28 protein-coding genes are annotated in these 26,246 nt (G+C 71.6%); 16 read left to right on the forward strand and 12 right to left on the reverse strand.

What is annotated here, in order from left to right; translation table 11 throughout:
• Positions 1 to 164 precede the first annotated feature (164 nt).
• Both ACJ9NR_RS34725 and tuf read left to right on the forward strand, forming a co-directional pair.
• Positions 165 to 1,118, forward strand: a complete 954-nt coding sequence (locus ACJ9NR_RS34725) for a ribose-phosphate diphosphokinase (RefSeq protein WP_412490701.1) — start codon at positions 165 to 167, stop codon at positions 1,116 to 1,118.
• Positions 1,119 to 1,186: 68 nt separating this feature from the next.
• Positions 1,187 to 2,380 carry an elongation factor Tu gene (gene tuf / locus ACJ9NR_RS34730; RefSeq protein WP_412490700.1) on the forward strand — a complete coding sequence of 398 codons (1,194 nt, stop codon included), beginning with the start codon at positions 1,187 to 1,189 and terminating at the stop codon, positions 2,378 to 2,380.
• A gap of 24 nt (positions 2,381 to 2,404) precedes the next feature.
• On the opposite strand, the gene ACJ9NR_RS34735 is transcribed toward tuf, so the two are convergent.
• A complete protein-coding gene (locus ACJ9NR_RS34735) occupies positions 2,405 to 2,785 on the reverse strand; it encodes an anti-sigma factor antagonist (protein ID WP_412490699.1) in 381 nt (126 codons plus the stop codon).
• A 206-nt stretch (positions 2,786 to 2,991) separates the two neighbouring features.
• Positions 2,992 to 3,429: a MarR family winged helix-turn-helix transcriptional regulator gene (locus ACJ9NR_RS34740; protein ID WP_412490698.1), complete on the reverse strand. Its 438-nt coding sequence runs from the start codon at positions 3,427 to 3,429 to the stop codon at positions 2,992 to 2,994.
• A 115-nt stretch (positions 3,430 to 3,544) separates the two neighbouring features.
• Between ACJ9NR_RS34740 and ACJ9NR_RS34745 the strand changes: the two genes are divergently transcribed.
• Positions 3,545 to 4,999 (forward strand): aldehyde dehydrogenase family protein, encoded by a 1,455-nt coding sequence (locus tag ACJ9NR_RS34745; RefSeq protein ID WP_412490697.1) that lies wholly within the window; start codon positions 3,545 to 3,547, stop codon positions 4,997 to 4,999.
• A gap of 91 nt (positions 5,000 to 5,090) precedes the next feature.
• Positions 5,091 to 6,197, forward strand: a complete 1,107-nt coding sequence (locus ACJ9NR_RS34750) for an NAD(P)-dependent alcohol dehydrogenase (RefSeq protein ID WP_412490696.1) — start codon at positions 5,091 to 5,093, stop codon at positions 6,195 to 6,197.
• A gap of 10 nt (positions 6,198 to 6,207) precedes the next feature.
• Here the strand turns inward: ACJ9NR_RS34750 and ACJ9NR_RS34755 are convergent, their stop codons facing one another.
• Positions 6,208 to 7,158 (reverse strand): NADP-dependent oxidoreductase, encoded by a 951-nt coding sequence (locus tag ACJ9NR_RS34755; RefSeq protein WP_412490695.1) that lies wholly within the window; start codon positions 7,156 to 7,158, stop codon positions 6,208 to 6,210.
• 71 nt (positions 7,159 to 7,229) lie between these two features.
• On the opposite strand from ACJ9NR_RS34755, the gene ACJ9NR_RS34760 reads away from it, so the two are divergent.
• The 6 genes from ACJ9NR_RS34760 (at position 7,230) to ACJ9NR_RS34785 (ending at position 12,958) form a co-directional block, all read left to right on the forward strand.
• A complete protein-coding gene (locus tag ACJ9NR_RS34760; protein ID WP_412490694.1) occupies positions 7,230 to 8,207 on the forward strand; it encodes a GlxA family transcriptional regulator in 978 nt (325 codons plus the stop codon).
• Positions 8,208 to 8,577: 370 nt separating this feature from the next.
• Positions 8,578 to 10,353: an ATP-binding protein gene (locus ACJ9NR_RS34765; RefSeq protein WP_412490693.1), complete on the forward strand. Its 1,776-nt coding sequence runs from the start codon at positions 8,578 to 8,580 to the stop codon at positions 10,351 to 10,353.
• A complete protein-coding gene (locus ACJ9NR_RS34770) occupies positions 10,350 to 10,760 on the forward strand; it encodes a roadblock/LC7 domain-containing protein (protein WP_356357887.1) in 411 nt (136 codons plus the stop codon). Before ACJ9NR_RS34765 ends, ACJ9NR_RS34770 begins: the two co-directional genes overlap by 4 nt.
• Positions 10,757 to 11,128 (forward strand): DUF742 domain-containing protein, encoded by a 372-nt coding sequence (locus ACJ9NR_RS34775; protein WP_384267462.1) that lies wholly within the window; start codon positions 10,757 to 10,759, stop codon positions 11,126 to 11,128. The genes ACJ9NR_RS34770 and ACJ9NR_RS34775 overlap by 4 nt, the downstream gene beginning before the upstream one ends.
• Positions 11,109 to 11,714 carry a GTP-binding protein gene (locus ACJ9NR_RS34780; RefSeq protein WP_412490692.1) on the forward strand — a complete coding sequence of 202 codons (606 nt, stop codon included), beginning with the start codon at positions 11,109 to 11,111 and terminating at the stop codon, positions 11,712 to 11,714. Before ACJ9NR_RS34775 ends, ACJ9NR_RS34780 begins: the two co-directional genes overlap by 20 nt.
• Positions 11,711 to 12,958 (forward strand): cytochrome P450, encoded by a 1,248-nt coding sequence (locus ACJ9NR_RS34785; RefSeq protein WP_412490691.1) that lies wholly within the window; start codon positions 11,711 to 11,713, stop codon positions 12,956 to 12,958. The genes ACJ9NR_RS34780 and ACJ9NR_RS34785 overlap by 4 nt, the downstream gene beginning before the upstream one ends.
• Before the next feature lie 705 nt (positions 12,959 to 13,663).
• Here ACJ9NR_RS34785 and ACJ9NR_RS34790 read toward each other — a convergent pair.
• Positions 13,664 to 14,698 (reverse strand): 7-epi-alpha-eudesmol synthase, encoded by a 1,035-nt coding sequence (locus tag ACJ9NR_RS34790; protein ID WP_412490690.1) that lies wholly within the window; start codon positions 14,696 to 14,698, stop codon positions 13,664 to 13,666.
• 328 nt (positions 14,699 to 15,026) lie between these two features.
• Between ACJ9NR_RS34790 and ACJ9NR_RS34795 the strand changes: the two genes are divergently transcribed.
• Complete coding sequence (locus ACJ9NR_RS34795; protein WP_412490689.1) at positions 15,027 to 15,419, forward strand: VOC family protein; 393 nt, start codon at positions 15,027 to 15,029, stop codon at positions 15,417 to 15,419.
• A gap of 15 nt (positions 15,420 to 15,434) precedes the next feature.
• Here ACJ9NR_RS34795 and ACJ9NR_RS34800 read toward each other — a convergent pair whose 3' ends face one another.
• Both ACJ9NR_RS34800 and ACJ9NR_RS34805 read right to left on the reverse strand, forming a co-directional pair.
• Positions 15,435 to 15,719, reverse strand: a complete 285-nt coding sequence (locus tag ACJ9NR_RS34800) for a DUF4235 domain-containing protein (protein ID WP_412512775.1) — start codon at positions 15,717 to 15,719, stop codon at positions 15,435 to 15,437.
• A gap of 39 nt (positions 15,720 to 15,758) precedes the next feature.
• Positions 15,759 to 16,772, reverse strand: a complete 1,014-nt coding sequence (locus tag ACJ9NR_RS34805; protein ID WP_412490687.1) for a glutathione S-transferase family protein — start codon at positions 16,770 to 16,772, stop codon at positions 15,759 to 15,761.
• 97 nt (positions 16,773 to 16,869) lie between these two features.
• On the opposite strand from ACJ9NR_RS34805, the gene ACJ9NR_RS34810 reads away from it, so the two are divergent.
• On the forward strand, positions 16,870 to 17,838 hold the full coding sequence (locus ACJ9NR_RS34810) for a cation diffusion facilitator family transporter (RefSeq protein ID WP_412490686.1): 969 nt from the start codon (positions 16,870 to 16,872) through the stop codon (positions 17,836 to 17,838).
• 68 nt (positions 17,839 to 17,906) lie between these two features.
• Here ACJ9NR_RS34810 and ACJ9NR_RS34815 read toward each other — a convergent pair whose 3' ends face one another.
• Positions 17,907 to 18,350: a nitroreductase family deazaflavin-dependent oxidoreductase gene (locus ACJ9NR_RS34815; RefSeq protein ID WP_412490685.1), complete on the reverse strand. Its 444-nt coding sequence runs from the start codon at positions 18,348 to 18,350 to the stop codon at positions 17,907 to 17,909.
• Positions 18,351 to 19,060: 710 nt separating this feature from the next.
• Between ACJ9NR_RS34815 and ACJ9NR_RS34820 the strand changes: the two genes are divergently transcribed.
• Entirely contained in the window at positions 19,061 to 20,260 is a 1,200-nt protein-coding gene (locus tag ACJ9NR_RS34820; RefSeq protein ID WP_412490684.1) for a cytochrome P450, read from the forward strand.
• 13 nt (positions 20,261 to 20,273) lie between these two features.
• Complete coding sequence (locus tag ACJ9NR_RS34825; protein ID WP_412490683.1) at positions 20,274 to 20,468, forward strand: ferredoxin; 195 nt, start codon at positions 20,274 to 20,276, stop codon at positions 20,466 to 20,468.
• Between the two features lie 38 nt (positions 20,469 to 20,506).
• Here the strand turns inward: ACJ9NR_RS34825 and ACJ9NR_RS34830 are convergent, their stop codons facing one another.
• Entirely contained in the window at positions 20,507 to 21,058 is a 552-nt protein-coding gene (locus ACJ9NR_RS34830; RefSeq protein ID WP_412491825.1) for a TetR/AcrR family transcriptional regulator, read from the reverse strand.
• Between the two features lie 115 nt (positions 21,059 to 21,173).
• Here ACJ9NR_RS34830 and ACJ9NR_RS34835 point away from each other — a divergent pair, with 115 nt between their 5' ends.
• Positions 21,174 to 21,632, forward strand: coding sequence for a nuclear transport factor 2 family protein (locus ACJ9NR_RS34835; protein ID WP_412490682.1), 459 nt, complete (start codon positions 21,174 to 21,176; stop codon positions 21,630 to 21,632).
• Positions 21,633 to 21,641: 9 nt separating this feature from the next.
• Entirely contained in the window at positions 21,642 to 22,175 is a 534-nt protein-coding gene (locus ACJ9NR_RS34840) for a flavoprotein (RefSeq protein ID WP_412490681.1), read from the forward strand.
• A 37-nt stretch (positions 22,176 to 22,212) separates the two neighbouring features.
• Here the strand turns inward: ACJ9NR_RS34840 and ACJ9NR_RS34845 are convergent, their stop codons facing one another.
• The 4 genes from ACJ9NR_RS34845 to ACJ9NR_RS34860 are packed head-to-tail and all read right to left on the reverse strand — an operon-like array spanning position 22,213 to position 26,235.
• A complete protein-coding gene (locus ACJ9NR_RS34845; RefSeq protein WP_412490680.1) occupies positions 22,213 to 23,514 on the reverse strand; it encodes an alpha-glucosidase/alpha-galactosidase in 1,302 nt (433 codons plus the stop codon).
• Positions 23,511 to 24,458: a carbohydrate kinase family protein gene (locus tag ACJ9NR_RS34850; protein ID WP_412490679.1), complete on the reverse strand. Its 948-nt coding sequence runs from the start codon at positions 24,456 to 24,458 to the stop codon at positions 23,511 to 23,513. Before ACJ9NR_RS34850 ends, ACJ9NR_RS34845 begins: the two co-directional genes overlap by 4 nt.
• The gene (locus ACJ9NR_RS34855) at positions 24,455 to 25,276 is read right to left on the reverse strand and encodes a carbohydrate ABC transporter permease (RefSeq protein ID WP_412490678.1); all 822 of its coding nucleotides are present in this window, start codon (positions 25,274 to 25,276) and stop codon (positions 24,455 to 24,457) included. The genes ACJ9NR_RS34850 and ACJ9NR_RS34855 overlap by 4 nt, the downstream gene beginning before the upstream one ends.
• Positions 25,273 to 26,235 (reverse strand): carbohydrate ABC transporter permease, encoded by a 963-nt coding sequence (locus ACJ9NR_RS34860; protein WP_412490677.1) that lies wholly within the window; start codon positions 26,233 to 26,235, stop codon positions 25,273 to 25,275. The genes ACJ9NR_RS34855 and ACJ9NR_RS34860 overlap by 4 nt, the downstream gene beginning before the upstream one ends.
• Positions 26,236 to 26,246 lie beyond the last annotated feature (11 nt).

The following is a 26,246-nucleotide window of genomic DNA, read 5'->3' on the forward strand; positions in this document are numbered from 1 at the left end:
CCGGTGGGGGAGCCGGTGGAGTCCGGAGCCGGCGCACGGGGTCTTCTGGGGTGAGGAACGTCTGCGGCCCCGCGACGGCGTGCGGGCGGCGGCACCGGAGCGCAACCGGGTTTCCCGCGGTCAGTAGCATGGGGTCCCCGACATGATCATGCGAGGAGCGGATCGTGCGAGACATCTCCGTCTTCAGCGGCAGCGCCCACCCCGGTCTCGCCGCGGAGGTCTGCGCCCACCTCGGTGTGCCGCTCAGCCCCACCCGGCTCAGCCGGTTCGCCAACGACTGCCTGGAGGTGCAGCTCCAGTCCAACTGCCGCGAGCGCGACGTCTTCCTGATCCAGCCGCTGGTCCGGCCCGTCCAGGAGCACCTCGTCGAGCTGCTGCTGATGTGCGACGCGGCCCGCGGTGCCTCGGCGGCGCGGATCACCGTGGTCATGCCGCACTACTCCTACGCCCGGTCCGACAAGAAGGACGCGCCCCGCATCTCGCTCGGCGGCCGGCTGGTCGCGGACCTGATGGTGGCGGCGGGCGCCGGCCGGGTGCTGACCATGACCCTGCACGCGCCGCAGGTGCACGGCTTCTTCTCGGTGCCGGTCGACCATCTGCACGCCCGGCGCGAACTGGCCGCGCACTTCCGGCAGTACGACCTCTCCCGTACGACCGTCGTCTCGCCGGACCTCGGCAACGCCAAGGAGGCGGCCGCCTTCGCCCGGATGATCGGCGCGCAGGTGGCCGCCGGCGCCAAGCAGCGGTTCGCCGACGACCGGGTCGCCATCGGCTCGGTGATCGGCGAGGTCACCGACCGGGACGTCATCGTGCTGGACGACGAGATCGCCAAGGGCAGCACCGTGCTCGAACTGCTCGATCGACTGCGGGAGTTGGGGCCCCGTTCCATCCGGGTCGCGTGCACCCACGGACTGTTCGCGGCCGGTGCGCTCAAGCGGATCGGCGAGCAGCCGGACATACTGGAGATCGTGTGCACCAACACCGTGCCGGTCCCCGCGGAGGAGCGCACCGAGAAGCTGCGGGTGCTGTCCATCGCCCCCGCCCTCGCCGAGGCGGTCCGCCGCATCCACAACGGCGAGTCCGTCAGTGCCCTGTTCGACGCGTCGCGAAACGAATAGACATGAGGGAGGAGCAGGGCTGAGGCGTTCCCCGTGACGCCTCACTCAGGTGACCAGGAGGGCTTGCAGTGGCGAAGGCGAAGTTCGAGCGGACCAAGCCGCACGTGAACATCGGCACCATCGGTCACATCGACCACGGCAAGACGACGCTCACGGCGGCCATCACGAAGGTGCTGCACGACAGGTTCCCCGACCTCAACCCGTTCACGCCGTTCGACCAGATCGACAAGGCGCCCGAGGAGCGCCAGCGCGGTATCACGATCTCGATCGCCCATGTCGAGTACCAGACCGAGCACCGGCACTACGCGCACGTCGACTGTCCCGGACACGCGGACTACATCAAGAACATGATCACGGGCGCGGCGCAGATGGACGGCGCGATCCTGGTCGTCGCGGCCACGGACGGACCGATGCCGCAGACCAAGGAGCATGTGCTGCTGGCCCGGCAGGTGGGCGTGCCGTACATCGTCGTCGCCCTCAACAAGACCGACATGGTCGACGACGAGGAGATCCTGGAACTCGTCGAGCTGGAGGTGCGCGAGCTGCTCACGGAGTACGAGTTCCCCGGCGACGACGTGCCGGTCGTCAGGGTCTCCGCACTCAAGGCGCTCGACGGTGATCCGCAGTGGACCCAGTCGATCATCGACCTGCTGGACGCCGTCGACTCGGCGGTCCCGGAGCCGCAGCGCGACGTGGACAAGCCGTTCCTCATGCCGATCGAGGACGTCTTCACCATCACCGGCCGCGGAACCGTCGTCACCGGCCGGATCGAGCGCGGTGTGCTGCACGTCAACCACGAGGTCGAGATCATCGGCATCCACGAGCAGAAGACGAGGACGACCGTCACCGGCATCGAGATGTTCCGCAAGCTGCTCGACGAGGGCCGGGCGGGCGAGAACGTCGGACTGCTGCTGCGCGGCGTCAAGCGTGAGGAGGTGGAGCGCGGGCAGGTCGTCATCAAGCCCGGGACGGTCACGCCGCACACGGAGTTCGAGGGGCAGGCGTACATCCTGTCCAAGGACGAGGGCGGCCGGCACACGCCGTTCTTCGAGAACTACCGGCCGCAGTTCTACTTCCGCACCACGGACGTGACCGGTGTGGTGACGCTCCCCAAGGGCACCGAGATGGTCATGCCGGGCGACAACACCAGCATGCACGTGCAGCTGATCCAGCCCATCGCCATGGAGGAGGGCCTGAAGTTCGCCATCCGCGAGGGCGGCCGTACGGTCGGCGCGGGACAGGTGACGAAGATCCTCAAGTAGCCGCCGGCCGGGGGCCGGTGGCGGTCACAGCGATCCGGACGTGGCCTCGGGCTGGCCCAGGGCAGCGTCCAGGGTCGCGTGCGCCGGCAGCAGCCGGGACAGCCCCGTCACCCGCATGATGCGCAGGGTCAGCGGATGGGTGCAGACCAGCCGCAGCTCACCGTCCTGGTCGAGGAGGCGGGTGCGCGCCCGGTAGACCAGGCGCAGCCCGGAGCAGTCGAAGAAGTCGACCCGGGTCAGGTCCAGCACCAGACGGACACCCGGCCGCGCCGTCACCCGGTCCAGGTGGGGGGCGATCTCCAGGGCGGCGGCGATGTCGATCTCGCCGCGGAGTTCGAGCACCGTATGCCCCCGGTCCTGATGGACACGCAGATGCCGGGGGAGCGGCGCAGGCTCCTGGTGCACTACGACATCGCCTCCAACCTGGCCCGTTGCTGCGCTGTTGCGGGTCACCGGGGGCCGGGGTGACATCGTGCGGCGAGCGTAACGAGCGTGGGCGAGCCCCCGGGCCCCCAGCGAGCGCAAATTTGTTTTCCGCCCAGCAAGTTACCCTCGTTGGAGTGAATTTGAGCATGTTCGGTTGACATATGTCTGCGAATTGCGCGGAACCCTTACGACAGTGCGTGCCAGGCCTTGGAAAGTGCCTGGCGGAACTGCTCGGTCTGACGCGCCGTGAGATTGCGCACCATCCGCTCCTCGAGCTGCCGGACCGGCCCCGCGTAGCGCGCCAGGAGCCGCCGCCCGGCGTCGGTCAGCAGGATCAGCAACTCGCGGCGGTTGTGCGGGTTGCGCTCCCGGCGCACCAGTCCGCGGTTCTCCAGGGAGCGCACGAGATCGGCGATGGACTGGGCCGTGACGAACGAGTCGCGGGCGAGCTGCGCCGCGGAGAGGCCGTCGTGCCGCTCCAGGACCGTGAGCGCGGTGTACTGCAGCGCGGTGATCCCGGACGGCCTGACCAGGTCGTCCAGATGGGCGCGCACCACCAGCTCCACCTGCTTGACCATGTAGAGCAGGGACGGGGACGTCTTGGCCGCCTGTGCTTCGAGCATGACTTCAGCCTAGAGCATTGACAGGAATCCTGTCCGTATCGAGACTGCACAGCAGAGTCCGAACCAACAGGAATCCTGTTACTTGAAAGCTTTGCTACGACGCTGAGGAGCGGCGATGACCAGCTTCGAGACCGAACCAGGGCGGCTCTTCGTCGCAGGACAGTGGCGCGAGGCCGCCGACGGAGCGCGTACCGAGGTGGTCGATCCGTCCCGGGGCGTGGTCGTCACCACCGTCGCCGAGGCCGGCGCCGCCGACGTGGACGCGGCCGTGCGTGCCGCACGCGCGGCCTTCGACGGCGGTGCCTGGTCCGGCCTGAGCGGCCGTGAGCGCGGCCGCGTCCTGCACCGGATCGCCGAGCTGATCCGCGAGAACGCCGACGAACTCGCCCGCCTGGAGAGCCTGGACGTCGGCAAGCCCCTCTCGCTGTGCCGGGCCGTCGACGTGGCCAACGCGGCCGAGGACTACGAGCACTTCGCCGCCCTCGCCCACTCCCTCGACGGCTCCGTCCGCGACACGCCCATGAACGCCCTCGCGTACACCAGGCGCGAACCGCTCGGCGTGGTCGCCGCGATCACCCCCTTCAACTTCCCGTTGATCCTCGCCGGCTCGAAGATCGGGCCCGCGCTCGCCGCCGGCAACACCGTGGTGCACAAGCCGGCCGACGAGACGCCGCTCAGCGCCCTGCGCATGGCCCGGCTGCTGCAGCAGGCGGGCGTCCCGGACGGGGTCGTCAACGTGGTCACCGGGAGCGGCCCGGTGACCGGCGAGGCGCTGCTGCGCCACCGCGGCATCGACAAGGTCGCCTTCACCGGCTCCACCGCGACCGGCCGCCACGTGGCGAGCGTGGCCGGGGAGGCGCTGAAGCCAGTCACCATGGAACTGGGCGGCAACGCCGCCCACATCGTCTTCGAGGACGCCGACCTGGAGAAGGCCGTCGGCGCGGTCATCAAGGCCTTCGTCTTCAACACCGGCCAGTTCTGCATGGGCGGCCCGCGGCTGCTCGTCGCCCGCCCGGTCCACGACACCCTGCTCGGCATCCTCGCCGACGCGGTGCCCGGCGTCCCGGTCGGTGACCCGCGGCGGCCCGAGACCGTCGTCGGGCCGATGGCTGGCCTGCGGCACCTGGAGAAGGTCGAGGAGTACGTCGCCCTCGCCCGCGAGGAGGGCGGCCGTATCGTCTGCGGCGGCGAACGGCTCGACCTCGACGGCGGCTACTACTACCGGCCCACGGTCGTCGCCGGCCTGCCGAACGACTCCCGCGTCGTCCAGGAGGAGATCTTCGGCCCCGTCCTGACCGTGCAGCCCTTCGACACCGAGGACGAGGCGGTCGAGCTCGCCAACTCCACGCCGTACGGCCTGGCTTCGGGCCTCCAGACCCAGAACCTCGCCCGCGCCCACCGCGTCGCCGAACGCCTTCGGGCAGGCATCGTCTGGATCAACGACTGGGCGCTGCTCGACCCGGCGGTGCCCTTCGGCGGCGTCAAGGACTCCGGCTTCGGCCGCGAGTACGGACCCGAGGCGCTCGCCGCGTACACCAGGGTCAAGTCCGTCGTCGTCTCGCTCGCCTGAGCCCGGCCGAAGCACCGAGAGCACCCAGCACCTAGAGCACCGACAGCACCGAGAACGCGGAACCCGCCGTAGAAACAAGGGAGTTCGTACCATGTCACCCATCACCCGCGCCGCGGTCGTCGAGTCCGGCGGGGCGCCCTTCACCCTCGCCGACGTCGAACTCGACGCGCCCGGACCCCACGAGGCCGTGGTCCGCATGGTGGCCGCCGGGCTGTGCCACACCGACCTCACCGTCGCCGGCGGCGGGCTCCCCTTCCCGCTGCCGGGTGTGCTCGGCCATGAGGGCGCCGGTGTGGTGGAGGCCGTCGGCCCGGCGGTGTCCGGCGTCGCCCCGGGCGACCACGTCGTGCTCTCCTTCACCTCCTGCGGGGAGTGCCGCAACTGCCGCGCCGGCCACCCCGCCTACTGCGCGACCTGGCTCCCGCTGAACCTCATCGGCGGCCGCCGCGCCGACGGCAGCAGCACCCTGCGCCGGGACGGCGCCCCGCTCGGCGGCCACTTCTTCGGCCAGTCCTCCTTCGCCGAGCGGGCGCTGGTGGACGAGCGCAGCCTCGTCAAGGTCGACGCGGACGTGCCGCTGGAGACGGTCGCCCCGCTCGGCTGCGGGGTGCAGACCGGAGTGGGCGCCCTCTGGAACGTGCTGAGGCCGGCCGCGGGCAGCACCGTCGTCGTCCTCGGCGCCGGCGCGGTCGGCCTGTCCGCCGTGATGGCCGCCGCCCTGACCCCGGCGACACGTGTCGTCGCCGTCGACCGGGTGGCAGAACGGCTGTCCCTGGCCGAGGAGCTGGGCGCCACCCACACCGTCAGCACGGCAGGCGCCGACCTCGGTGAGGCGCTCGCGGAGATCACCGGCGGGCAGGGCGCCGACGGTGTCGTGGAGACGACCGGCAGCCCCGCCGTACTGCGCCAGGGCGTCGACGCGCTCGCCGCGCGCGGCACACTGGTCGTCGTCGGCGCCCCGCCCTTCGGCACCGAGGTCGCCCTGGACGTCAACGGCCTGCTGGGCGGCAAGCGGATCGTCGGCCTCACCCTCGGCGACGCCGAGACACAGACCCTCGTCCCGGCCCTGGTGCGCCTGGTGAGGGACGGACGGCTGCCGCTGCACCGCCTGATCAGCACCTATCCGTTCGCGGAGATCGGCCGGGCGGTGCGGGACATGAGCGCGGGCAAGGCGATCAAGCCCGTGCTCACGTTCTGAGCGCGCCGACTCAGTCCATCCGCAGGACCAGCTTCCCGGCGGTGCGGCCGGTCTCGCCGAGCCGGTGCGCCTCGGCGGCCTCGGCCAGCGGGAAGGTACCAGCGATCTCGGGGCGCAGCTTCCCGGTCTCCACCAGCTCCGTGATCGCCTCCAGGTCGCTGTGCGAGGCGTCGACCAGCATGCGCAGGGCCCGGACGCCGAGCCGCCCCGCCTCCTCGGGGAAGTCGTCGGAGCCCATGGGGATGATCGAGACGACGATCCCGCCCGGACGCAGCACCCGCAGCGAGCGCAGGCCGGTGTCGCCGCCGATCGTGTCCAGGACCACGTCGACGTCCTTGACGGTCTCGGCGAAGTCCGTCTCCCGGTAGTCGACCGCCTCGTCCACGCCGATCCCGCGCAGGAACTCGTGCTTGCCCGCGCTCGCGGTGCCGATCACGTGAGCGCCCCGCGCCTTGGCGATCTGTACGGCCACATGGCCGACGCCGCCCGCCGCCGCGTGCACCAGCACCCGCTGTCCCGGCCGCACATCGGCGTACTCGACCAGGGCCTGCCAGGCGGTCAGCGAGACCAGCGGCAGGGCGCCGGCACGGGTGTGGTCGAGCGAGGCCGGCTTGTGCGCGAACCAGCGCGCCGGGGCGGCGACGTACTCGGCGTGCGAACCGTGGCCGAAGGGGTACGACAGCATGCCGTAGACCTCGTCACCGGGCCGGAAGCGGGCGACGCCGATGCCGACCGCCTCGACCACGCCCGAGACGTCCCAGCCCAGCACGAAGGGCGGCTCGCCCAGGAAGCCGCCGGTCGCGCGGTGCTTCCAGTCGGTCGGGTTGACGCCGGCGGCGCGGATCCGGACCAGTACCTCGTTGGTGCGCGGCTCGGGGCGGGGCAGCTCCACTTCCCTGAGGACCTCGGGACCGCCGAGGACGTCCTGGCTGATGGCTCGCATCGTGTTCACAGTGCTCATGGTGGACCAGCCTGCCGGGGCGCGCCCGCCAAGGAAATGGCACGATTGCCAACCTTCGATAAGATCGTGCCATGTGTGGTGAACGGCAGGTGGAAGGCGCACGGCGGATGGAGCGGGTCGTCGTGCTGGCCCTGGACGGCGTCTACCCCTTCGAGCTCGGCATCCCCAGCAGGATCTTCGGTGCAGCCGACGACCGCTACGAGGTGCTGACCTGCTCCGTGGACGGCCGACCGGTGCGCAGCTGCGCCGACTTCACGATCGGGGTCGAGCACGGCCCCGAGATCCTGGACACGGCCGACACGGTGGTGGTCGCCTCCATGACGCCCTCGTGCATCCCCGCCGAACTGCCCGCCGAGGTCGCCGCCGCGCTGGCCCGGATCCGGCCGGACGCCCGGATCGTGTCCATCTGCACGGCAGCCTTCGTCCTCGCGGCGGCGGGCCTGCTGGAGGGCCGCAGGGCCACCACCCACTGGCAGGTGACGGACTGGTTCCGGCGCCTCCATCCGCACGTCGACGTCGACCCCGACGTCCTCTTCGTCCAGGACGGCCGGATCCTCACCTCGGCCGGTGCGGCCTCCGGCGTCGACGTCTGCCTGCACATCGTGCGCACCGACCACGGCAGCGAGCTGGCCAACTCGGTGGCCCGCCGCTGCGTCGTACCCCCCTTCCGGGACGGCGGCCAGGCGCAGTACATCGAGCAGCCGGTCCCGCAGAGCGGGGCGGCGAGCACGGCCGCCACCCGGGCCTGGGCCCTGGAGCGCCTGGACCAGCCGCTCTCGCTGGCCGAACTGGCCGGCCACGCCCGGATGAGCCTGCGCACCTTCGCCCGCCGCTTCAACGAGGAGGTCGGCCTCAGTCCCGGCCGCTGGCTCGTCCAGCAGCGTGTCGCCCGGGCCCGCCACCTGCTGGAGTCCAGCGACCTGTCCGTCGACCAGATCGCCGGCCAGGTCGGCTTCGCGACCGGCGCCTCGCTGCGTCAGCACCTGCACGCCGCCATCGGTGTGACACCGCAGGCGTACCGGCGCACGTTCCAGGCGGCCGCACGCTGAACGGTACGGCGCGGCCGTGAGCCAGGCGGTCCGGGCGGGCGGGCGTGCCGCGGGCGACGGAACCGGTCACTTCTCCGTCAGAGTCCTTCGGCGGCGGACAGGCATGGATGCGGTTCCTGTCATCCGGCGACAGGTCCCTCGGGTCAGCAAAGGCATTTGTCGATGTGCGGGCCGTTGGCCGAGAGTGACGGAACCCTCACTTCCGCACCATGCCCGAGGTTGATCCTTTCGACGTCAAACCCGATAAGCTCCCCTTCGGCGCTGCGAGTTGACGCGACCGTGATCCCTCGTCTCGCCGTGCGCACGCGTCCTGTGCGCTTCCCCCCTCGCACACCCACCTTGTTCGAACGTGTCGCTTGTAAGGATGCAGATGGAACTCGCCACTCCGCCGCCGGCGGCGCGGGCCCCTGTCGCCTGGTACAGCTGGTGGTTGATGCCACTGGCCTTAGGAGGCGGGACGGTTGCCGCGACGTTCATGAGCTCCGAGCGAATAACCGCCGGCGTCGCGGGCGTCGCGGCCACCGCCGCGAGCGCCGTGTGCGTACGGCTGCTGATCCGCACCCGAACCCAGCTCGGCCGAGCCGAGGGCTCCTTCCGCTCCACCCAGGCCGAGCACGCCCAGCAGTGGCAGCAGCATGTCGCCACCCTGGAACGGAAGTTCACCGCCGAGCGCGGCTCCCTGGAGGCCCAGCTCACCGAGCAGTCCGACGCCTACGAGGCCCGCCTCGCCGAGCACACCTCGTCGTACGAGGCTCAACTCGCGGAGCAGGGAAGGACGTTCGAGGAGCGGCTCGCGGAGCAGGCCCGGTCCCACGAGGCGCAGCTGGCCCAGCGGGCCGAGGACTGGCAGCAGCAACTGACCCACCAGCGGGAGGCCGTGACCCGCCTCGCCGACGAGCAGCTGCCCGAGGCGCTGAAGCGGCTGCGCGCCGGTGACGCCGTCGACGACCTGCTGCCCGCCCCCGACCAGTGCGCCAAGGTCGGTGCCGACCTGCAGGCCGACCTGCGCAAGGTGCTGCGCACCGCCCTGATCGGTGTGGAGGAGGAGTTCAACCGCTCGACCTCCGCCGAACAGGCCGTCATCAGCATCGGCAACCGCATCCACGTCCTGACCAGCAAGCTTCGCGGCCGGCTGCACGAGATGCAGGGCGAGCACGGCCGGCTGCCGGCCGTCGCGCAGGGCCTGATGGAGCTCGACCAGGAGCTCGGCCCCGCCGACTCGCTCGCCGCGAGCATCGGCGTGCTCGGCGGCTCCGACCGGCCGGGACGGCAGTGGCAGGAGCCGCAGCGCCTGCTGAGCGTGGTCCGCGGCGGCATCGGCCGGATCAAGGACTTCCACCGCATCGAGGTACGCCACCTGCCCGAACTCGGCGTCGACGGCGGCCTGGTGGACCACCTGACACTGATCTTCGCGCAGCTGCTGGACAACGCGGCCCGCTACTCGCCGCCCAGCGAGCCGGTGCTCGTCTCCGGCAAGGAGGTGCCCAACGGCGTCGGCATCGAGATCCAGGACTCCGGCAAGGGGCTGAGCGAGGAGAAGAAGCGTGAGGCCGAGGAGGCCCTCACCGGCAGCGCCGCCGGGCCGGGTATCGGTGGCATCTCCGAGGACGCCAACATCGGCCTGCGCGTCGTCGGCGCACTCGCTCGCCGCTACGGCATCCGTGTCACGTTCGCCGACTCGCCCTGGCTCGGCACCTCGGTGGTGATCGTGGTCCCGCACAAGTACTTCAGCCCGCTGCCCGCGGCCGCTCCGGCCACCGCGGCGACCCCGGCGGCCCAGCCCGCCGCGGCCGTGCCGGTGGTCACGGCGGCTGCCGCCGAGCCGGTGACCGAAGCCTCCGAATCGGTGGAGACCACGCCGGGCGGACTGCCCCGGCGCCGCAGCAGGCGGAACGAACCGGCGCGGCACCAGCCGGCCGAGCGCTCCGGAGCGACCGGAGCCACCGGAGCGACCGGGGAGACCGCCGTCTCCGCCGTCCCGCCGGACGCCTCGTTCACCGGCCTCGCCGCCTTCGCCACCGCCGGCCGTAGGCCCGGCGCGGAGGCCGGCACCGAAGCCGCCACGGAGACCATCACGGAGGAGGAGGCGCCCGCCGGGCCCGAGTCCACCGAGCACCGCACTGAAGAGAGCGACGAGTCCTCATGACGCAACAGGGAACCGACGTGAGCTGGGCGCTCCGCGATCTGGTCGAGTCCATCCCCGAGATCCTCTTCGCACTCGTGGCCTCCAGTGACGGCAAGGCCATCACCTCCTTCGGCGCCGAGGACCCGGACGACGTGGACCGGTTCGCGGCCGTGGTGGCGGGACTGCAGGCCCTGGCCCAGCCGGTGGCCGAGCAGTTCCCCAAGTACGCGGGGCAGCTCAGGCTGGCCATGATCGAGGTCGACGGCGGCCACCTCTTCGTCGTACGCGCCGGTGTGGAGACCTATCTCGGCGTCCTCGCCCGGGAAGGCCTCGACCAGGGGCTGCTCGGACACCAGATGAGGGATCTGGCCCGCAGGATGGGTGAGCTCCTCGGCACCACTCCGCGCCTGGAGGAGCACTCTGGATGAGTGCTCCCCGCCGGCCCACGGACCCGTCCGGTCTCGAGCGGTACTACGTCCTCACGGGCGGACGCAGCGGACCGGGCGGTTCGGCGTCGAGCCTCGACGTCGCGACCCTCATCGTCTCCGCGACCGCCCCCGCGCCGGGCATGCAGCACGAGCACGAGGAGATAGTCCGGCGCTGCCGCGATCCGCTGTCGGTGGCCGAACTCGGCGCCCACCTCGGATTGCCCTTCAACATTCTCGCGGTGCTGCTGGCGGATCTGCTCGAGGCAGGCCGCGTCGAAGCCCGTGATCCCATCCCGGCGCACGACGCCGGTCGCGGGCCCGACCTCGCGCTCCTTGAGGAGGTACTCAGTGGACTTGAACGGCTTTGACCATCCCGGCCGCCCGGCCGCCGGGGGAACCCGCTCGGTGAAGGTGATGATCGCCGGCGGCTTCGGCACGGGGAAGACCACCATGGTCCGCTCGGTCAGCGACATCAAGCCGCTGACCACCGAGGAGACGCTCACCCAGGCCAGCGCCGACGTCGACCATCTCATCGGCGTCGCGGACAAGACGGAGACCACCGTCAGCCTGGACTTCGGCAAGATCAGCCTCAACGACACCCTGATGCTGTACCTGTTCGGGACACCGGGCCAGGAACGCTTCTGGTTCCTGTGGAACGGCCTGTTCAAGGGCGCGCTCGGCGCGGTGGTCCTCGTCGACACCCGGCGCCTGGCCTCCAGTTTCCGGGCGATCGAGGAGATGGAGCGGCAGAACGTGCCGTTCGTCGTCGCGCTGAACGTCTTCCCCGACTCCAAGGACTATCCGGTCGAGGAGATCCGCGACGCCCTCGACATCCCCGAACACATCCCGGTCGTGGCCTGCGACGCCCGCGACCGGGCCTCCAGCCGTGACGTACTCGTCGCGCTGATCCACCACCTGAAGGACCGATCGGCCGTCGCACTGGAGTCCCGATGAACGCCCAGCCCTTAAACGGACCCGACACCCCGGGCGGCTGCCCCGTCGCCCACGGCGAGGGCTTCACCCGGCTGTACGGGCCCGGTGCGGCGACCGACCCGCACGGTGTCTACGCCAGGCTGCGCAAGGAGTACGGAGCGGTGGCACCGGTCCTGCTCGACGGAGACGTCGCCGCCTGGCTGGTGCTCGGTTACCGGGAGAACCGGCGGGTGCTGGACAACCCCCTGCAGTTCGCCCGGGATTCGCGGATCTGGCGGGACTGGAACGAGGGCCGGGTCGACGAGACCTCGCCGCTGATCCAGGTCCTGGGCTGGCGCCCGGACGCCGTCTCGCAGGACGGCGAGCCGCACCGCAGGCTGCGGGCGGCGGTGACGGACAACCTGCAGGCCATGACCGGCCGCGGCATCCGGCGCCATGTCGCGCACTACGCCAACAAGTTGATCGACGCGTTCGCCGACGAGGGCCGGGCCGACCTGGTGGCCGACTTCGCGGAGTACCTGTCGATGCTGGTGCTGTGCCGGGTCTTCGGGCTGGCCGAGCAGGAGAGCCGCAACCTGGCGGAGTCCTGCAAGCTGGTCCTCAACGGTGGCGAGGAAGCCCTCGAACACAACGAGCGGGTGATGGCCATCCTCGCCGAACTCGCCGCCCGCAAGCGCGCGGAGCCGGGCTCGGACTTCACCTCCGGGCTCATCGACCACCGCGCGGGCCTCGACATGGACGAGATCGTCAGTCATCTCCGTCTGGTGCTGATCACCGCCCACAACATGACCAGCAACCTGCTCGCGCGGGTGCTGCAGGTGGTTCTCACCGACGAGTCCCGGCTCTCCGGCCTCGTCAGCGGCCAGCTGAACATCTCCGCGGTCGTGGAGGAGGTCATGTGGAACACGCCACCGCTGATCGTGCTGCCGGGTCGTTTCGCCACCGCCGACCTGGAGCTGGGCGGCTGCCAGATCAAGGAGGGCGACCTGCTGGTACTGGGTCTGGCGGCCGGCAACGCCGACCCGGAGATCCGGCCGGACGCCGGGGTCTCCGTCCAGGGCAACCAGTCCCACCTGGCCTTCAGCGCCGGGCCGCACGAGTGCCCCGGCCAGAACACCGGCCACTCCATCATCGAGGTCGCGGTGGACGTGCTGCTGCACCGGCTGCCGGGCCTGCGCCTGGCCGTGCCACCGGAAGAACTCACGGACACGGCCTCCACGTGGGAGTCCCGACTGGACGCGCTGCCGGTCGAGTTCCCGGTCTGACCCGTCACCACCGCCCGGCCGCACCCCGGCCGGGCGGCGCCGTCAGCGGACGGGCCCACCGACCGGACCCCGATCGGAGTGAACGACGACGCCTCGCCGCACCGCCGGCCGGTCCGTAGCGCCGACCGGTCTGGTCTCGGAGCGCCGGTCCGTCCTGCACCGCTGACCGGTCTGGTTCCGGGCGGTCGGCCGGTGCGTAGCGTCGGCCGGTCTGGTCTCGGAGCGCCGGTTCCGTCCTCTACCGCTGACCGGTCTGGTTCCGGGCGGTCGGCCGGTGCGTAGCGTCGGCCGGTCTGGTCTCGGAGCGCCGGTTCCGTCCTCTACCGCTGACCGGTCTGGTTCCGGTCGGTCGGCCGGTGCGTAGCGTCGGCCGGTCTGGTCTCGGAGCGCCGGTTCCGTCCTCTACCGCTGACCGGTCTGGTTCCGGTCGGTCGGCCGGTGCGTAGCGTCGGCCGGTCCCGTAAGCGTCGGCCGGTCCCGTCTCGGACGGCCGGTCCCGTCTCGCGCCGTCGGCCGGTCCCGTGTCTCTGGCCGGTCTGCTCTCGGACCGCCGGTTCCCTCTCGTCCCGTCGGCCGGTCTCGTCCCGGACCGCCGGTTCCGTCCCGTACCGTCCACCGGACCCGTTCCGGCCGGTCCCGTCCCGGACCACCCGAGCGAGAACCCTCACTGCCCGGCCGACCCCCCGGCCGGGCAGCGGCGTCGCGTCACACGGCCAGCAGGTCGTCCACCGAACCCCGGCCGGCCAGTTCGGCCGTGGCGACCGGGCCGTCCTTGGCGGCGGAGTAGCGGCCGGTGACCAGGGCCCACTCGTAGTTGCCGTTGATCCAGTGCTGGATGGCCTCGACGCCCATCCGGACGCGGTCGCGCTCGTCCTCGTCGAGGCGGAGCTCCTCGCACATGCGCGGGACGCCGGCCTCCAGCTCCAGGTACTCGTCGAGGCAGTCCGACGTCATGCGGTACGCCTCCTCCGCCGCCTCCTCCCACGAGCAGTCCCGGCGCTCGCGGTGCAGCACGGCTATCAGGTTGTGGCCGTCGCCACGCCGTTTCTCGCGCTCGAAGGAGTGGATGTCGTTCATGAACCCTATGGTGTCGGCGGCCAGATCGCGCATCCGTTCCATCAGCGGATGCGCCATCGCCTGCGCCGGCACCTCGAAGCCGCGGCTGCGCTCACCGGCGTCGATGCTGTGGTGGATGCCGACCGTACGGCGGCGGAACAGCGCGTACTCCTCGAGTCCCAGCGTGCCCGCGAGGCCCCGGGCGGCCAGGTCGACCTCCTCGCAGTGCGCGACGAGGAACCGCCCCCAGGACGCGGCGAACCGCGTCTGCCAGGTCAGGGACATGCCAGCCGAAAGGTGATTCCAGACCTCGGCCCAGGCCAGCGTGATGGGACAGACCACCCGCGGCCGGCTGCCCGCCGGCCGCAGCGGCGTCACGATCAGCTCACGCGCGACCTCGGCGATCCGGTCGGCGCGGTCGGGCCGGCTCGCGTCGAACTGGTCGTCGAAGAGAAAGGCGAGGGAGAACCAGTTCATCAGGACGACCATGTCGTCGGCCGAGGCGTGCGGATACGTGCGCGCGGCGGCCTGGGGCAGGTCCCAGGACGTGTACTCCTCGAAACCGGCCTGGCTGCGCACCAGCCCCATGTCCCAGATCCAGCGCAGGTGACGGGCGCGGGCGTGCTCGAGATGGTCGCTGACGGGGGTGTCGAAGGGGAGGTCGAACCTGACGTCCTGAGGCATGCGCTTCCTTCCGGGAGACGGAGCTGCAGAGTCCCCCCGCCCTGCGAACGGCCGGTCGCGGTGACCGTCCTGACACTCGAACTCAGCTTCTATGGCCGAAAGTTGACCCGAGAAGCGCTACGAGGCTGCCCAGAGCGTAAATGATCTACACCGTGACCTGGCCGTGATATCCGTTACTGCTCACGCCTCAGGAGCCGCGTACACTGCCTCCCCTTCCACACAGCGGCCGGGAAGGGCCGGCGGCGACTGAAACGGCCGGACCGGGATATCCGCCAAGGTACTGAGCGGCGGAGCACGACGCCCCGCGCCCGAACCGTACGGAGGAGACATGCCACTGGTGGAAGCGGGTTTCGTGGTGCTCGACTGCGCCGAGCCCGAGAAGCTCGCGTTGTTCTACAAGGAGCTGCTGGAGGGCGAGGAGACGGACTCGGCCGCCAACCGTGTGGAGATCAGGGGCGCCGACGGCACCCGGCTGGCCTTCCGCCGCGACATGAACGCGACCCCGCCGAGCTGGCCGCGGCCCGAGAACTCCCTCCAGGTCCACCTGGACTTCGTCGTGCAGGACTTGGACGCGGCCGAGCGCAGGGTGGTGGAACTCGGCGGGCGCCCGCTGGAGACGAAGGACGCGGCCGGGCCGTTCGAGACCCGCGGGTACTCCGACCCGGCCGGCCACTCCTTCTCCCTGCGCCGCGCCACGCCGAGGGCGCCCAAGCAGGGCTGAGACCTCACACCGGTGTCAGTCCCGGCCACCCTGGTCGGTGGCCGGCCACACGCCGGTCGAGCGCTCGATGGCCTTCGCGCCCGTGCGGTCCACCGCACTGCGCACCACCGCGAACAGCGCACCCTGGACCGCCGCCGCGAGCAGTATCTCGCCCCAGCCGCGGTCCTGGTCCAGGGCGTCGGGCGCGTCCTCCTCGTGCCGCAGCGCCATCCACGTCTTGCGGAAGACCACCCCGGCGAGGGCTCCGCTGGTCCAGCCGAGGACGAAGCCGAGTGGCTTGTAGGCCAGCGGCAGCTTCATCTTCTTCTTCGTCTTCGCCACGTCTTTCTCCTTCATCGGTCAGGGCCGTCCCACGGCCCCGATCTCCTCGCCCGCGGGCACGGGCCCCGGCGCGGTCCCGTCGCCGAACGGACGCCCGCCCAGCTCCTCCCGGAAGTGGGGCGCGAGCCAGCCGGACAGCTCCGGTCCGACAGGGACGATCCCGGTCGGGTTGATGCCGCTGTGGACCTGGTAGTAGTGCTGTTTGATGTGATCGAAGTCGACGGTGTCACCGAAGCCGGGCGTCTGGTAGAGATCGCGGACGTACGCCCACAGGATCGGGTTCTCCGTCAGTTTCCAGCGGTTGCACTTGAAGTGGCCGTGGTAGACCGCGTCGAAGCGGACGAGGGTGGTGAACAGCCGGATGTCCGCCTCGGTGATCGTGTCGCCCACGAGGTAGCGCTGTTCCTCCAGCCGTCGCGTCAGCAGTTCGAGCCGCCGGAAGACACGCGTGCAGGCGTCCTCGTACTCCTTCTGGCCGGTGGCGAAACCGGCCCGGTAGACGCCGTTGTTGACGTCCTCGTAGACCTCCGCCATCACCGCGTCGATCTCCTCGCGCCGGTCTCGGGGGTACAGGTCGGGCGCCCCCTCGCGGTGCAGGGCGGTCCATTCGGTGGCGAGGTCGAGGGTGAGCTGCTGGTAGTCGTTGGTGACCAGTTTCCCGCTGGGGACGTCGACGAGCGCGGGCACGCTCACACCCCCGGGACAGCCGGTCTCCCGCCGGTCGTAGGCCTCGCTGAGGAAACGGATGCCGAGGACCGGGTCGCGGCCGCCGGCATCCAGGGTGAAGCGCCAGCTGCGGTCGTCCTGGACCGGGTCGGCGACGGCGAGGGACAGGGCGTCCTCCAGACCGAGCAGACGGCGCGAGACCAGTGCCCGGCTCGCCCACGGACAGGCGCGGCTGACCACCAGCCGGTAACGGCCCGGCTCCACCGGCCACCCGTCCCGGCCGTCCGCCGTGACCCGGTCCGTGAAGTGGCTCCGGGACCGCCTGAACGACTCGTGGCCGTAGGAACTGTTGCCCCCGCCTCCCATGATTCCTCCCTGCGTCGCATGACCCCGTGAGCTACGCGTTCCCCGATTTGCGCCTCCCGCACGGTGTGATCCCGCAGGACAGGGGCATCCGGCGAAGGTGAGTGGGACATCCTCGAACTCCAAGCCGGACCGCAGGACGCGCGTCACCGTGCTGGTGGCGCTCACCGCCAACCTGCTGATCGCCGCGGCCAAGGCCGTCGGCGGCCTGCTGGCCGCCTCGCCCGCCCTGCTGTCGGAGGCGGCGCACTCCGTGGCGGACAGCCTCAACGAAGTCTTCCTGCTGGCGTCGCTGCGCCGCAGCCGGCGCCCGGCCGACAAGCGGCATCCCTTCGGCTACGGCAAGGAGCGGTTCTTCTGGTCGCTCCTCGCGGCCGTCGGGATCTTCGTCATGGGTGGCTGCTTCTCGGTCTTCGAGGGCGCCCAGGCCCTGAAGAACGGCGCCGACGAAAAGCTCAGCGGCTATGTGGCGGGCCTGATCGTGCTCGGTGTCGCCTTCCTCGCGGAGGGCGCCTCGTTGCTGCGTGCCGTGCACCAGGCGCGCCGCCAGGGCGGCCGCAGCAGCCTGCGCGACCCCGCGCTGCGTACGGTGGTCGCCGAGGACGGCACGGCGGTGCTCGGCGTGACGCTGGCCGCCGTCGGCATGGTGCTGCACATGGTCACCGGGCAGGTGGCGTACGAGGCGTCGGCGTCGTTCGCGATCGGCGGTCTGCTCATCTTCGTCGCCTACCACCTGGGCCGGGAGGCACGCGACCAGCTGATCGGGGAGTCCACCGACCCCGAGACCGCGGACCGGATCCGCTCCCTGCTGGCCGACCAGCCCGAGATCGACAGCGTGGAGGCGCTGTTCACGATGAAGACGGGCCTGGACACCGCCCTGGTCGCCGCCCGTGTCGACCTGGTGCCCGGACTGGACAGCGAACGGGTCGAGGAGGTCGCCGTACGGATCAAGCGGTCCCTGGCCGAGCACGTCTCCCAGGCTGACCAGATCTTCCTGGACATCACCGACCGTCCGGCCGCTGAGGCACGGGAAAGCCCCGCCGCGACGGGGGAACGCGGCGGGGCCTGACGCACGCGTGCCCCGGGCCATCGGCTTCATGCGCACGCGAACGAAGATTTTTTCCCGGACCGCTCCGGCTACCCGGCCCGTTCGAGGACGAACACCGGGATCCGGCGGTCGGTCTGCTTCTGGTAGTCGGCATACGGCGGATACGCCGCCACCGCGCGCTCCCACCACTCGTCCCGCTCCGCACCGGTGACCTCGCGGGCCGTCATGTCCCACTTCGACGGCCCGTCCTGGAGCTCCGCACGGGGGTCCGCCTTGAGGTTGTGGTACCAGACGGGATGCTTGGGCGCGCCGCCCTGGGAGGCGACCACGGCGTAGCGCCCCTCGTGCTCGACGCGCATCAGCGGGGTCTTGCGGATCTTGCCGCTCCGGGCGCCGCGGCTGGTGAGCACGATCACCGGCAGGCCGGTGTCCATCAGCGTCGTGCCCTCCGTGCCGCCGGAGCTCTCGTACAGCGCCACCTGGTCGCGTACCCACTGCTCCGGGCTGGGTTCGTACTCGCCCTCCAAAGGCATGGCTTCCGTCCCGTCGTATCGTCGAGTTCTCGCTGACTGACATCGTCGTTCAACACCGGTGCGGCCGCGATTCATCCGCGCCGGTGGTCCTGATCGGGCCACCACCATCTGTAGGGCCGGCGCCGTGATCACGCCACTCGGGAGCGGGACCGGCCCCGCTCCGCGAGCGTCGCCGGCCGGCCCGCGGACGCGGCGGAGGCAGCCGGCCGGGGGCGCGGTGAGCGGGGAGGCCGGGCTGTGGCGCGTGGGGCGGCTCGCCGAGCGGGCCGGGGCGGGCCCGCGGTGCGTGGGGAGGCCTCGCGCGGGGCGCGGGCGGTGGCGCCTGCGGGCCGGGCGGGGCGCGCAGCCGTGCCGTGCCCGGACCCGCCGCGTACGGCGGACCGGGCGCGGTGAGCGCGAGCGTCGGCGGTGGCGGCGTGCCCGGCGCGGCGCGGTCGCGGACCCACGGGGGCGTGCGGGCGCCGGCGGGACGGGGGACGGCGGGGCGAGGCGTGCCGCGGCCGGCCGGCGGGCAAGGGAGCGCCGCGGCCCGTGCCCGGACCGGCGGGGAGGCGACCGCCGGCCGCCATGACCGGAATGCGATGTCTGAGCGAGCATCCCCGGCCAGAAAGCGCCCACCCCCGATCTGGCCGAACTTCACGTCGCCCCATAGATGCCTGGGGCATCTAATGAAGATCTGCACGACGCACTCTTCGTCTGCGAGGTCTTCCATGCCGGAAACGGAACCTGTGGCCTTCCCCCAGGACCGGTCCTGCCCCTACCACCCCCCCACCGCATACGAGCCTCTGCGTGCCGACCGCCCGCTGAGCCGGGTCACGCTCTACGACGGACGTCCTGCCTGGTTGGTGACGGGGCACGCGCTCGCCCGCGACCTGCTCGCCGATCAGCGGCTGTCGACCGACCGCACCCATCCCGAATTCCCCGCGCCCACCGAGCGGTTCGCCGCGGTCAAGCGGCGCAGGCTGGCGCTGCTCGGCGTCGACGATCCCAAGCACCGCGTCCAGCGGCGGATGATGGTGCCGAGCTTCACCCTGCGGCGCGCCGTCGAACTGCGGCCGCAGATCCAGCGGATCGTGGACGGACTGCTCGACGCGATGATCGCGCAGGGGCCGCCCGCCGAGCTGGTCAGCGCCTTCGCGCTGCCCGTGCCCTCGATGGTGATCTGCGCGCTGCTCGGCGTGCCCTACGCCGACCACGAGTTCTTCGAGGGGCGCTCGCGGCGGCTGCTGCGCGGGCCCAGGGCCGCGGACGTCGAGGAGGCGCGGCGCCAGCTGGACGCCTACTTCGAGGACCTGATCGACCGCAAGCAGAAGGAGGCGGAGCCGGGCGACGGGGTGCTGGACGAACTCGTCCACCGGCAGCTGCGCGAGGGGGAGCTGGACCGCGAGGACGTCATCGCCTTCGCGACCATCCTGCTGGTCGCGGGCCACGAGACGACCGCCAACATGATCTCCCTGGGCACCTTCACCCTCCTGCAGCACCCGGAGCAGCTCGCCGAGCTGCGCGGCGATCCGCGGCTGCTGCCCTCCGCGGTCGAGGAGCTGATGCGCATGCTGTCGATCGCCGACGGTCTGCTGCGCAGGGCGACGGAGGACATCGAGGCCGGCGGCACGACGATCCGGGCGGGCGACGGCGTGGTCTTCTCGACCTCCGTCATCAACCGCGACGAGGACGTCTACCCCGCTCCCGACACCCTCGACTGGCACCGGCCCGCCCGCCACCACGTGGCGTTCGGCTTCGGCATCCACCAGTGCCTGGGCCAGAACCTGGCCCGCGCCGAGCTGGAGATCGCCCTGCACAGTCTCTTCGACCGGCTGCCGGCCCTGCGCCTCGCCGCCCCGGCGGACGAGATCCCCTTCAAGCCCGGCGACACGATCCAGGGGATGCTGGAACTCCCCGTGACCTGGTAAGAGGCTTCACGTCATGCACATCGACATCGACAAGGACACCTGCATCGGCGCCGGTCAGTGCGCCCTGTCCGCCCCGAACGTCTTCACCCAGGACGACGACGGCTTCAGCACGCTGGTACCCGGCCGCGAGGACGGCGGCGGCGACGCGATGGTGAAGGAGGCGGCGCGGGCCTGCCCGGTGGGTGCCATCACCGTGTCCGAGGGCTGAGACCCGGGCGGGCGCACCGGGGGCGAGCGGGGCCGGTCTCAGGCGGCCCGGAGCAGGATCCGGGCCGCCTCCCGCGCCTGCCGGGCCGGCTCCGTGGCCCGGGTGATGCCGGCCGTGACCATGGCGCCCTCCGCGAGAAGGAACAGCTGGCCGCTCAGGGCGGCGGAGAGGCCCGCGTCCGCCACGAGCCGGGCGAGGCAGTCGCGGAACGCCCGCTTGTGGGCGCGCACCTGGGCCGTCACGCGCTCCGACGTGGCGCCCAGTTCGCCGTAGGAGTTGATCCAGGCGCACCCGCGGAAGCCGTTCTCGCCGAACCACAGCTCCAGCCAGTCGAAGACGGCCAGGATCCGCTCCTCGGGGTCCTCGCGCCGCCGCACGAAGTCGGCGAGGCGAGCGCGCCAGCGCTCGTCGCGCCGCTCCAGGTACGCCTCCACCAGCTGTTCCTTCGCCGGGAACAGCTGGTAGAGGCGCTTGAGCGAGACCCCTGAGGCGCCCCGGATGTCGTCCATGCCGACGGACTGGACGCCCCGCCCGTAGAACAGCTCCTCGGCGGCGTCCAGCGCCTGCTCACGTGCGGCTGCGCGGTCCATGACGGCCATGCGGCGCACCACCTCTCCTTGACGCGAGAACGAGCGTTCTCCTACCGTAGCAGCCAGCAGGAGAACGCTCGTTCTCCTCCGCTGCCCGCCCGTCGAGGAGGAATTCATGGCCGACCGCCCGCCCCTGCCGCCGTTCACCCGCGAGACGGCCGCGCAGAAGGTCCAGGCCGCCGAGGACGCCTGGAACACCCGTGATCCGCAGAAGGTGGCGCTCGCCTACTCCGAGGACTCGGTGTGGCGCAACCGCGACACCTTCGTCACCGGCCGCGCCCGGATCGTCGAGTTCCTCACCGCCAAGTGGGAGCGCGAACTGGACTACGCGCTGCGCAAGGACCTGTGGGCGTTCGACGGCAACCGCATCGCCGTCCGCTTCCAGTACGAGTGCCGCGACGCCGGCGGCCAGTGGTACCGCTCCTACGGCAACGAACTCTGGGAGTTCGACGAGCACGGCCTGATGACCCGCCGCGAGGCCAGCATCGACGACGTACCGATCGAGGAGAAGGAGCGCCGCATCCACGGACCGCGGCCCGAGGCCGAGCGCGGACGGTCCTTCCCGCTTCAGTAGGGTTCCCGGATGACCCAACGGGCCGGGCAACCCTTCCTCTACGTCGTCGTCTGCGCCGCAGGCGTGGCCGCGGACGTCGGCAGGCTGATCACCGCCGCGCAGGCGCGGGGCTGGGAGGTCGGTGTCATCGCCACGCCGGTCGCCATGAACGGCTTCTTCGACACCGCCGCAGTCCGGGTGCAGACCGGCCGTCCCATCCGCTCCGCCTGGCGCACTCCCGGCGAGCCGCGGCCCTTTCCGCCGCCGGACGCCGTCGTGGTCGCGCCCGCCACCTTCAACACGATCAACAAGTGGGCGGCGGGCCTGGCCGACACCCTGGCCGTGGCGACGCTGTGCGAGACCTACGGCCTGGGCGTCCCGGTCGCCGTGCTCCCGTGCGTGGCCGGCACCCTGGCCGCCCACCCCGCCTACCAGGACAGCCTGGCGCGGCTGCGCGGGATGGGCGTCCGGTTCGGTGAGCCCTACTCGGGCGAGCCCGGACCGGACGGCTCACGACCGGAGTTCGGCTGGGAGCGCGCGCTGGAGTCGCTGCGGCGCGACTGACATCCGCGCCCCCTCGGCAGGGCCCGGACACCCGCCGTCAGTGCCCCAGCTCCGCCCGCAGCTCCGGCTGCAGCAACTCCCCGTGGGCCCGCACCAGGTCGTCGCACAGGTCCCAGATCCGCTCCACCGGCAGGGCCGCCGCCGTCGCCGGGTCGGCCATGGCGGCGTGCCGGATGTGGCGCGGGTCGCCGTCCGTGGCCGCGCGGACCACCAGGTCGGTGACGGAGACGTAGGCACGGTTGAGCGCCGCGCACTGCGGGGGCAGGGCTCCCACACGGGTCGGCTGCACGCCCAGCGCGTCCACCAGGCACGGCACTTCGACCACCGAGTCGGCCGGCAGGTTGTCGATCAGGCCGCGGTTGGGCACGTTGCCGTAGACCGTGCGGGGCGTGCCCGTGACCGTACTGTGGATGACCTGCGGGGCGTACTCCAGCGTGCCCTCCACCGGCAGCGGACGGCCCGCCGCGAGGGCCTCGCGGGTGCGCTCGTAGCTCGCCGCGTTCTCCTCGATGATGCCCAGGTACGCGCCGACCGGCAGCCGCAGCCGTTCGATCTCGCTGTCATGGCGCAGATACCAGGGCACGTACTCGGAGGAGTGCTCGCTCGTCTCGGTGGGGTAGTGGCCCAGCCGGCGGTACATGTCCACGCGCACCCGGCGCAGCAGGCCGGGGTCGCGGGCGATCGCCTCCTCCAGCAAGGGGTGGAGGTCCCGCCCCTCCCGCTCGAACCGCAGCACCCAGGCCTGGTGGTTGACGCCGGCCGCCAGATAGGAGACCTCCTCGAAGGGCACGCCCACCAGCGCGGACAGGTCGTGCATCGTCCAGTACACCGAGTGGCACAGGCCGGTGACCTTCAGCCGGGGGGCGATACGGCTCAGATAGAGGACGTTCATCGCCATGGGGTTGGTGTAGTTCAGCAACTGCGCGTCGGGGCAGAGCTCGGCCATGTCCTCGGCGATGCCCCTGAGGACGGGGAAGGTCCGCAGCGCCCGGAAGATGCCCCCGACGCCGAGCGTGTCGCCGATCGTCTGGCGCAGTCCGTAGCGGGCCGGGACGGCGAAGTCGGTACGGGTGGCCGCGTCCATGCCGACCTGGACGATGTTGACGACGAAGTCGGCCTCCGCCAGCGCCGCTCGCCGGTCGAGGTGCGCGGAGATCACCGGCTTCGCCCCGCGCACCTCCGCGATGTGGCGGGCGGCGCCCTCGGCGGTGGCCAGCCGTTCGGCGTCGATGTCGTGCAACGCGATGCGGGCGTGCGCGAGTTCGGGGAAGGCGAACAGGTCCGCCAGCAGGCCCTGGGTGAACACCACGCTGCCCGCCCCCACGAAGGCGATCTTCATGCGTTCCCTTTCGGATCGGCGGCGGCACACGCCTCGTCCCATGTGGGCTGTGCCGCCGTACCGCCATGGGCGCGCGTCGACAGCGAGCCGCACGCGGCGGCGAGCCGGAGACACGCGCGCGGATCCAGTCCACGCAGCCGCGCCGCGAGGAAACCGGCGTCGAAGCTGTCCCCGGCGCCCACCGCGTCGACGGGCTCGACGGGGACGGCCCCGACGCGCAGCAGCTCCCCGCCGAGACGGGCCAGCGCGCCGTCCGCGCCGTCCTTGACCACGACGGCCGGGCCGTGGCGCGTCAACGACTCCACGGCGTCGGTCAGTTGCTCCTGTCCCGACAGCGCCCGGGCCTCGGCCGCGTTCGGCAGCAGCACGTCCGTGACCTTCAGGACCGGGTCCAGGAGGGCGCGGTCCCAGCGGGCGGCGGGATCGTCGTTGGTGTCGAGCGAGGTGGTCGCCCCGTGCGCGCGGGCCTCGGCGAAGACGTCGGCCAGTGAGCGGGCGAGGCGCGGCATCAGGAAGAAGGAGGCCGCGTGCACGTGCCGGGCCCCGGCCAGCAGGTCGGCGGGCACGTCCCGGGGGCCCGTCGCGGCCAGGCAGCCGGACGAGGTGAGGATCGCGCGGTCGCCGTCGCCCGTGGTCACGATCGCCGTGAGCGGCGTGGGCAGCCGGGGGTCCACGACCAGACGGCCCACGTCGACGCCGCGCGCGGCGAGGGCCTGCCGTACGAACGCGCCCGCGGCGTCGTCGCCCACCCGCCCCGCGAACGCGACCCGCAGCCCCAGGCGGGCCGCCCCGCAGGCCATGATCGCCGCGGAGCCGCCCAGCACCAGCCTGCCGTGCTCCACGAGCTGTTCGCGCTGGCCGAACTCGAGCCCGCTCACCGGGCCGAGCACCACGTCGGGGTTGACGTCCCCGATCACCAGCAGGTCGTACGACACCCCGGTCACCCCTTGATCCCGCTCGACGTGAGCGACTGGACGAACGTCTTCTGCGCGAGCAGGAACGCGATCAGCACCGGCAGCACGGTGATCACGTTGCCCGCCATCACCGCGGACCACTTCGTGTGGTGCTGGCCCTGGAAGGTGGTCAGCCCCAGCTGGAGCGTGTACTGAGTGTCGTGGTTGATGGCGATCAGCGGCCACGACAGGTCGTTCCAGGCGGTGAGGAAGGTCAGCACGGCGACCGTGGCGAGCGCGGGCCGGGCCAGCGGCAGCACGATGGAGAACAGCACCCGCAGCCGCGAGCACCCGTCGATCCAGGCGGCCTCCTCCATCTCGCGCGGCAGCGAGAGGAAGAACTGCCGGAACAGGAACACCGCGAAGGGCGTCACCAGCGACGGCACGATCAGCGCGCCCAGCGTGTCGATCAGCCCGAACCACTTCATCACCAGGAACGTCGGAATCATCGTCAGCTGGAACGGCACGACCATCGTCGCCAGCATCAGCCCGAGCACCAGCCGCGACCCGCCGAACCGCATCCGCGCGAACGCGTACCCGCCGAGGGCCCCGAACAACAGGTTCGAGGCGACCGCGACGGTGGACACGATCAGGGAGTTGAGGAACCAGCGCGGGAACATCGCGTTGCCCAGTACGTACCGGTAGCCGCCCAGATGGATGCCGTCGGGCCACAGCGCGGGCGGGAAGCGGTTGATCTCCGCGTCCGACATCACCGAGCTCAGCAGCAGCCACACCAGCGGCAGCGCGAAGGCCAAGGTGAGCGGCGCGAGCAGCAGGTGCCAGGCGTGGGAGGTACGGCGCGTGCTCATCGGGCGGCTCCTTCCGTACGGCCCCGGCGGCGCCGGACGAGGCGCAGCGCGCCGCCCGCCAGCAGCAGCGCGACCGCGAGGACGTACGCCGAGGCGGCCCCGTACCCGGCCGTGAACAGCTGGAAGGCCTGCTGCCAGACGAAGTAGACGACGACGGTCGTGGAGTCGAGCGGGCCGCCCTTGGTCGTCACGTAGATCAGGTCGAAGACCTGCAGGGCGGTGATCAGCTGCCACAGGAGCAGGAACACGGTGACCGGCGTCAGCGCGGGCAGCGTGACGTACCACAGGACCTGACGGCGGTTGGCGCCCTCCAGCCGCGCCGACTCCACCAGTTCGGGCGGCACGTCCTGCAGCGCCGCCAGATAGACCACGACGCAGAACCCGACGCCGTTCCACAGGGAGATCAGCACCAGCAGGTACAGGGCCTGGCCGGGATCGGAGAGGAAGCCCTGTCTGGAGACGCCGAGATGGTGCAGCAGGGCGTTGGCGACACCGAAGTCCGGGTCGAGGATGAAGGAGAACAGCACGCCCTGGGCCGTCGCCGACACCACGAAGGGGATGAACACCAGCGTGCGGTACACCCCGATGAAGCGCAGCCGGCGGTTGAGGGCCAGCGCGAGGGCGAGCCCGCCGACCAGGCTCAGCGGGACGTACAGGGCCGCGTACAGCAGCGTGTTGCCCACCGCCGTACGGAAATTGGGGTCCTGGACGAGCGCGCGGTAGTTGTCCAGGCCCACCCAGCGGCCGGGCGTGACGAGGTCGTCCGCGCGGAACGACAGCAGCAGCGACCAGACGACGGGCACGATGCTCAGGCCGAGGATCACCACGACCGACGGACTGATGAACGCCCAGGCGGTGGCCCGCTCGCGGCGGGCCCGGCGGCGGGCGGCCCGCCGGTCCGCGGCCGGGACGGCCGGTGCCTGCGGGGCGAGGGTGAGAGCGCGGGGCAGTGTGGACATGACGGTCTCCC

Origin of the sequence: Streptomyces sediminimaris (genome assembly GCF_047049295.1) — a bacterium.
In the GTDB taxonomy this organism is placed as follows: Bacteria; Actinomycetota; Actinomycetes; order Streptomycetales; family Streptomycetaceae; genus Streptomyces; species Streptomyces sediminimaris.

What these genes read in the sequence shown, in the direction of transcription:
- ACJ9NR_RS34755 (WP_412490695.1), bottom strand. Translation starts at nt 7,158, where the DNA reads ATGAGCACTGTGAACACGATGCGAGCCATCAGCCAGGACGTCCTCGGC.
- ACJ9NR_RS34795 (WP_412490689.1), top strand. Translation starts at nt 15,027, where the DNA reads ATGCCACTGGTGGAAGCGGGTTTCGTGGTGCTCGACTGCGCCGAGCCC.
- ACJ9NR_RS34775 (WP_384267462.1), top strand. Translation starts at nt 10,757, where the DNA reads ATGAGTGCTCCCCGCCGGCCCACGGACCCGTCCGGTCTCGAGCGGTAC.
- ACJ9NR_RS34760 (WP_412490694.1), top strand. Translation starts at nt 7,230, where the DNA reads ATGTGTGGTGAACGGCAGGTGGAAGGCGCACGGCGGATGGAGCGGGTC.
- ACJ9NR_RS34835 (WP_412490682.1), top strand. Translation starts at nt 21,174, where the DNA reads ATGGCCGACCGCCCGCCCCTGCCGCCGTTCACCCGCGAGACGGCCGCG.
- ACJ9NR_RS34825 (WP_412490683.1), top strand. Translation starts at nt 20,274, where the DNA reads ATGCACATCGACATCGACAAGGACACCTGCATCGGCGCCGGTCAGTGC.
- ACJ9NR_RS34800 (WP_412512775.1), bottom strand. Translation starts at nt 15,719, where the DNA reads ATGAAGCTGCCGCTGGCCTACAAGCCACTCGGCTTCGTCCTCGGCTGG.
- ACJ9NR_RS34740 (WP_412490698.1), bottom strand. Translation starts at nt 3,429, where the DNA reads ATGCTCGAAGCACAGGCGGCCAAGACGTCCCCGTCCCTGCTCTACATG.
- ACJ9NR_RS34805 (WP_412490687.1), bottom strand. Translation starts at nt 16,772, where the DNA reads ATGGGAGGCGGGGGCAACAGTTCCTACGGCCACGAGTCGTTCAGGCGG.
- ACJ9NR_RS34820 (WP_412490684.1), top strand. Translation starts at nt 19,061, where the DNA reads ATGCCGGAAACGGAACCTGTGGCCTTCCCCCAGGACCGGTCCTGCCCC.
- ACJ9NR_RS34770 (WP_356357887.1), top strand. Translation starts at nt 10,350, where the DNA reads ATGACGCAACAGGGAACCGACGTGAGCTGGGCGCTCCGCGATCTGGTC.
- ACJ9NR_RS34815 (WP_412490685.1), bottom strand. Translation starts at nt 18,350, where the DNA reads ATGCCTTTGGAGGGCGAGTACGAACCCAGCCCGGAGCAGTGGGTACGC.
- ACJ9NR_RS34750 (WP_412490696.1), top strand. Translation starts at nt 5,091, where the DNA reads ATGTCACCCATCACCCGCGCCGCGGTCGTCGAGTCCGGCGGGGCGCCC.
- ACJ9NR_RS34845 (WP_412490680.1), bottom strand. Translation starts at nt 23,514, where the DNA reads ATGAAGATCGCCTTCGTGGGGGCGGGCAGCGTGGTGTTCACCCAGGGC.
- ACJ9NR_RS34790 (WP_412490690.1), bottom strand. Translation starts at nt 14,698, where the DNA reads ATGCCTCAGGACGTCAGGTTCGACCTCCCCTTCGACACCCCCGTCAGC.
- ACJ9NR_RS34765 (WP_412490693.1), top strand. Translation starts at nt 8,578, where the DNA reads ATGGAACTCGCCACTCCGCCGCCGGCGGCGCGGGCCCCTGTCGCCTGG.
- ACJ9NR_RS34860 (WP_412490677.1), bottom strand. Translation starts at nt 26,235, where the DNA reads ATGTCCACACTGCCCCGCGCTCTCACCCTCGCCCCGCAGGCACCGGCC.
- ACJ9NR_RS34830 (WP_412491825.1), bottom strand. Translation starts at nt 21,058, where the DNA reads ATGGACCGCGCAGCCGCACGTGAGCAGGCGCTGGACGCCGCCGAGGAG.
- ACJ9NR_RS34855 (WP_412490678.1), bottom strand. Translation starts at nt 25,276, where the DNA reads ATGAGCACGCGCCGTACCTCCCACGCCTGGCACCTGCTGCTCGCGCCG.
- ACJ9NR_RS34785 (WP_412490691.1), top strand. Translation starts at nt 11,711, where the DNA reads ATGAACGCCCAGCCCTTAAACGGACCCGACACCCCGGGCGGCTGCCCC.
- ACJ9NR_RS34745 (WP_412490697.1), top strand. Translation starts at nt 3,545, where the DNA reads ATGACCAGCTTCGAGACCGAACCAGGGCGGCTCTTCGTCGCAGGACAG.
- ACJ9NR_RS34840 (WP_412490681.1), top strand. Translation starts at nt 21,642, where the DNA reads ATGACCCAACGGGCCGGGCAACCCTTCCTCTACGTCGTCGTCTGCGCC.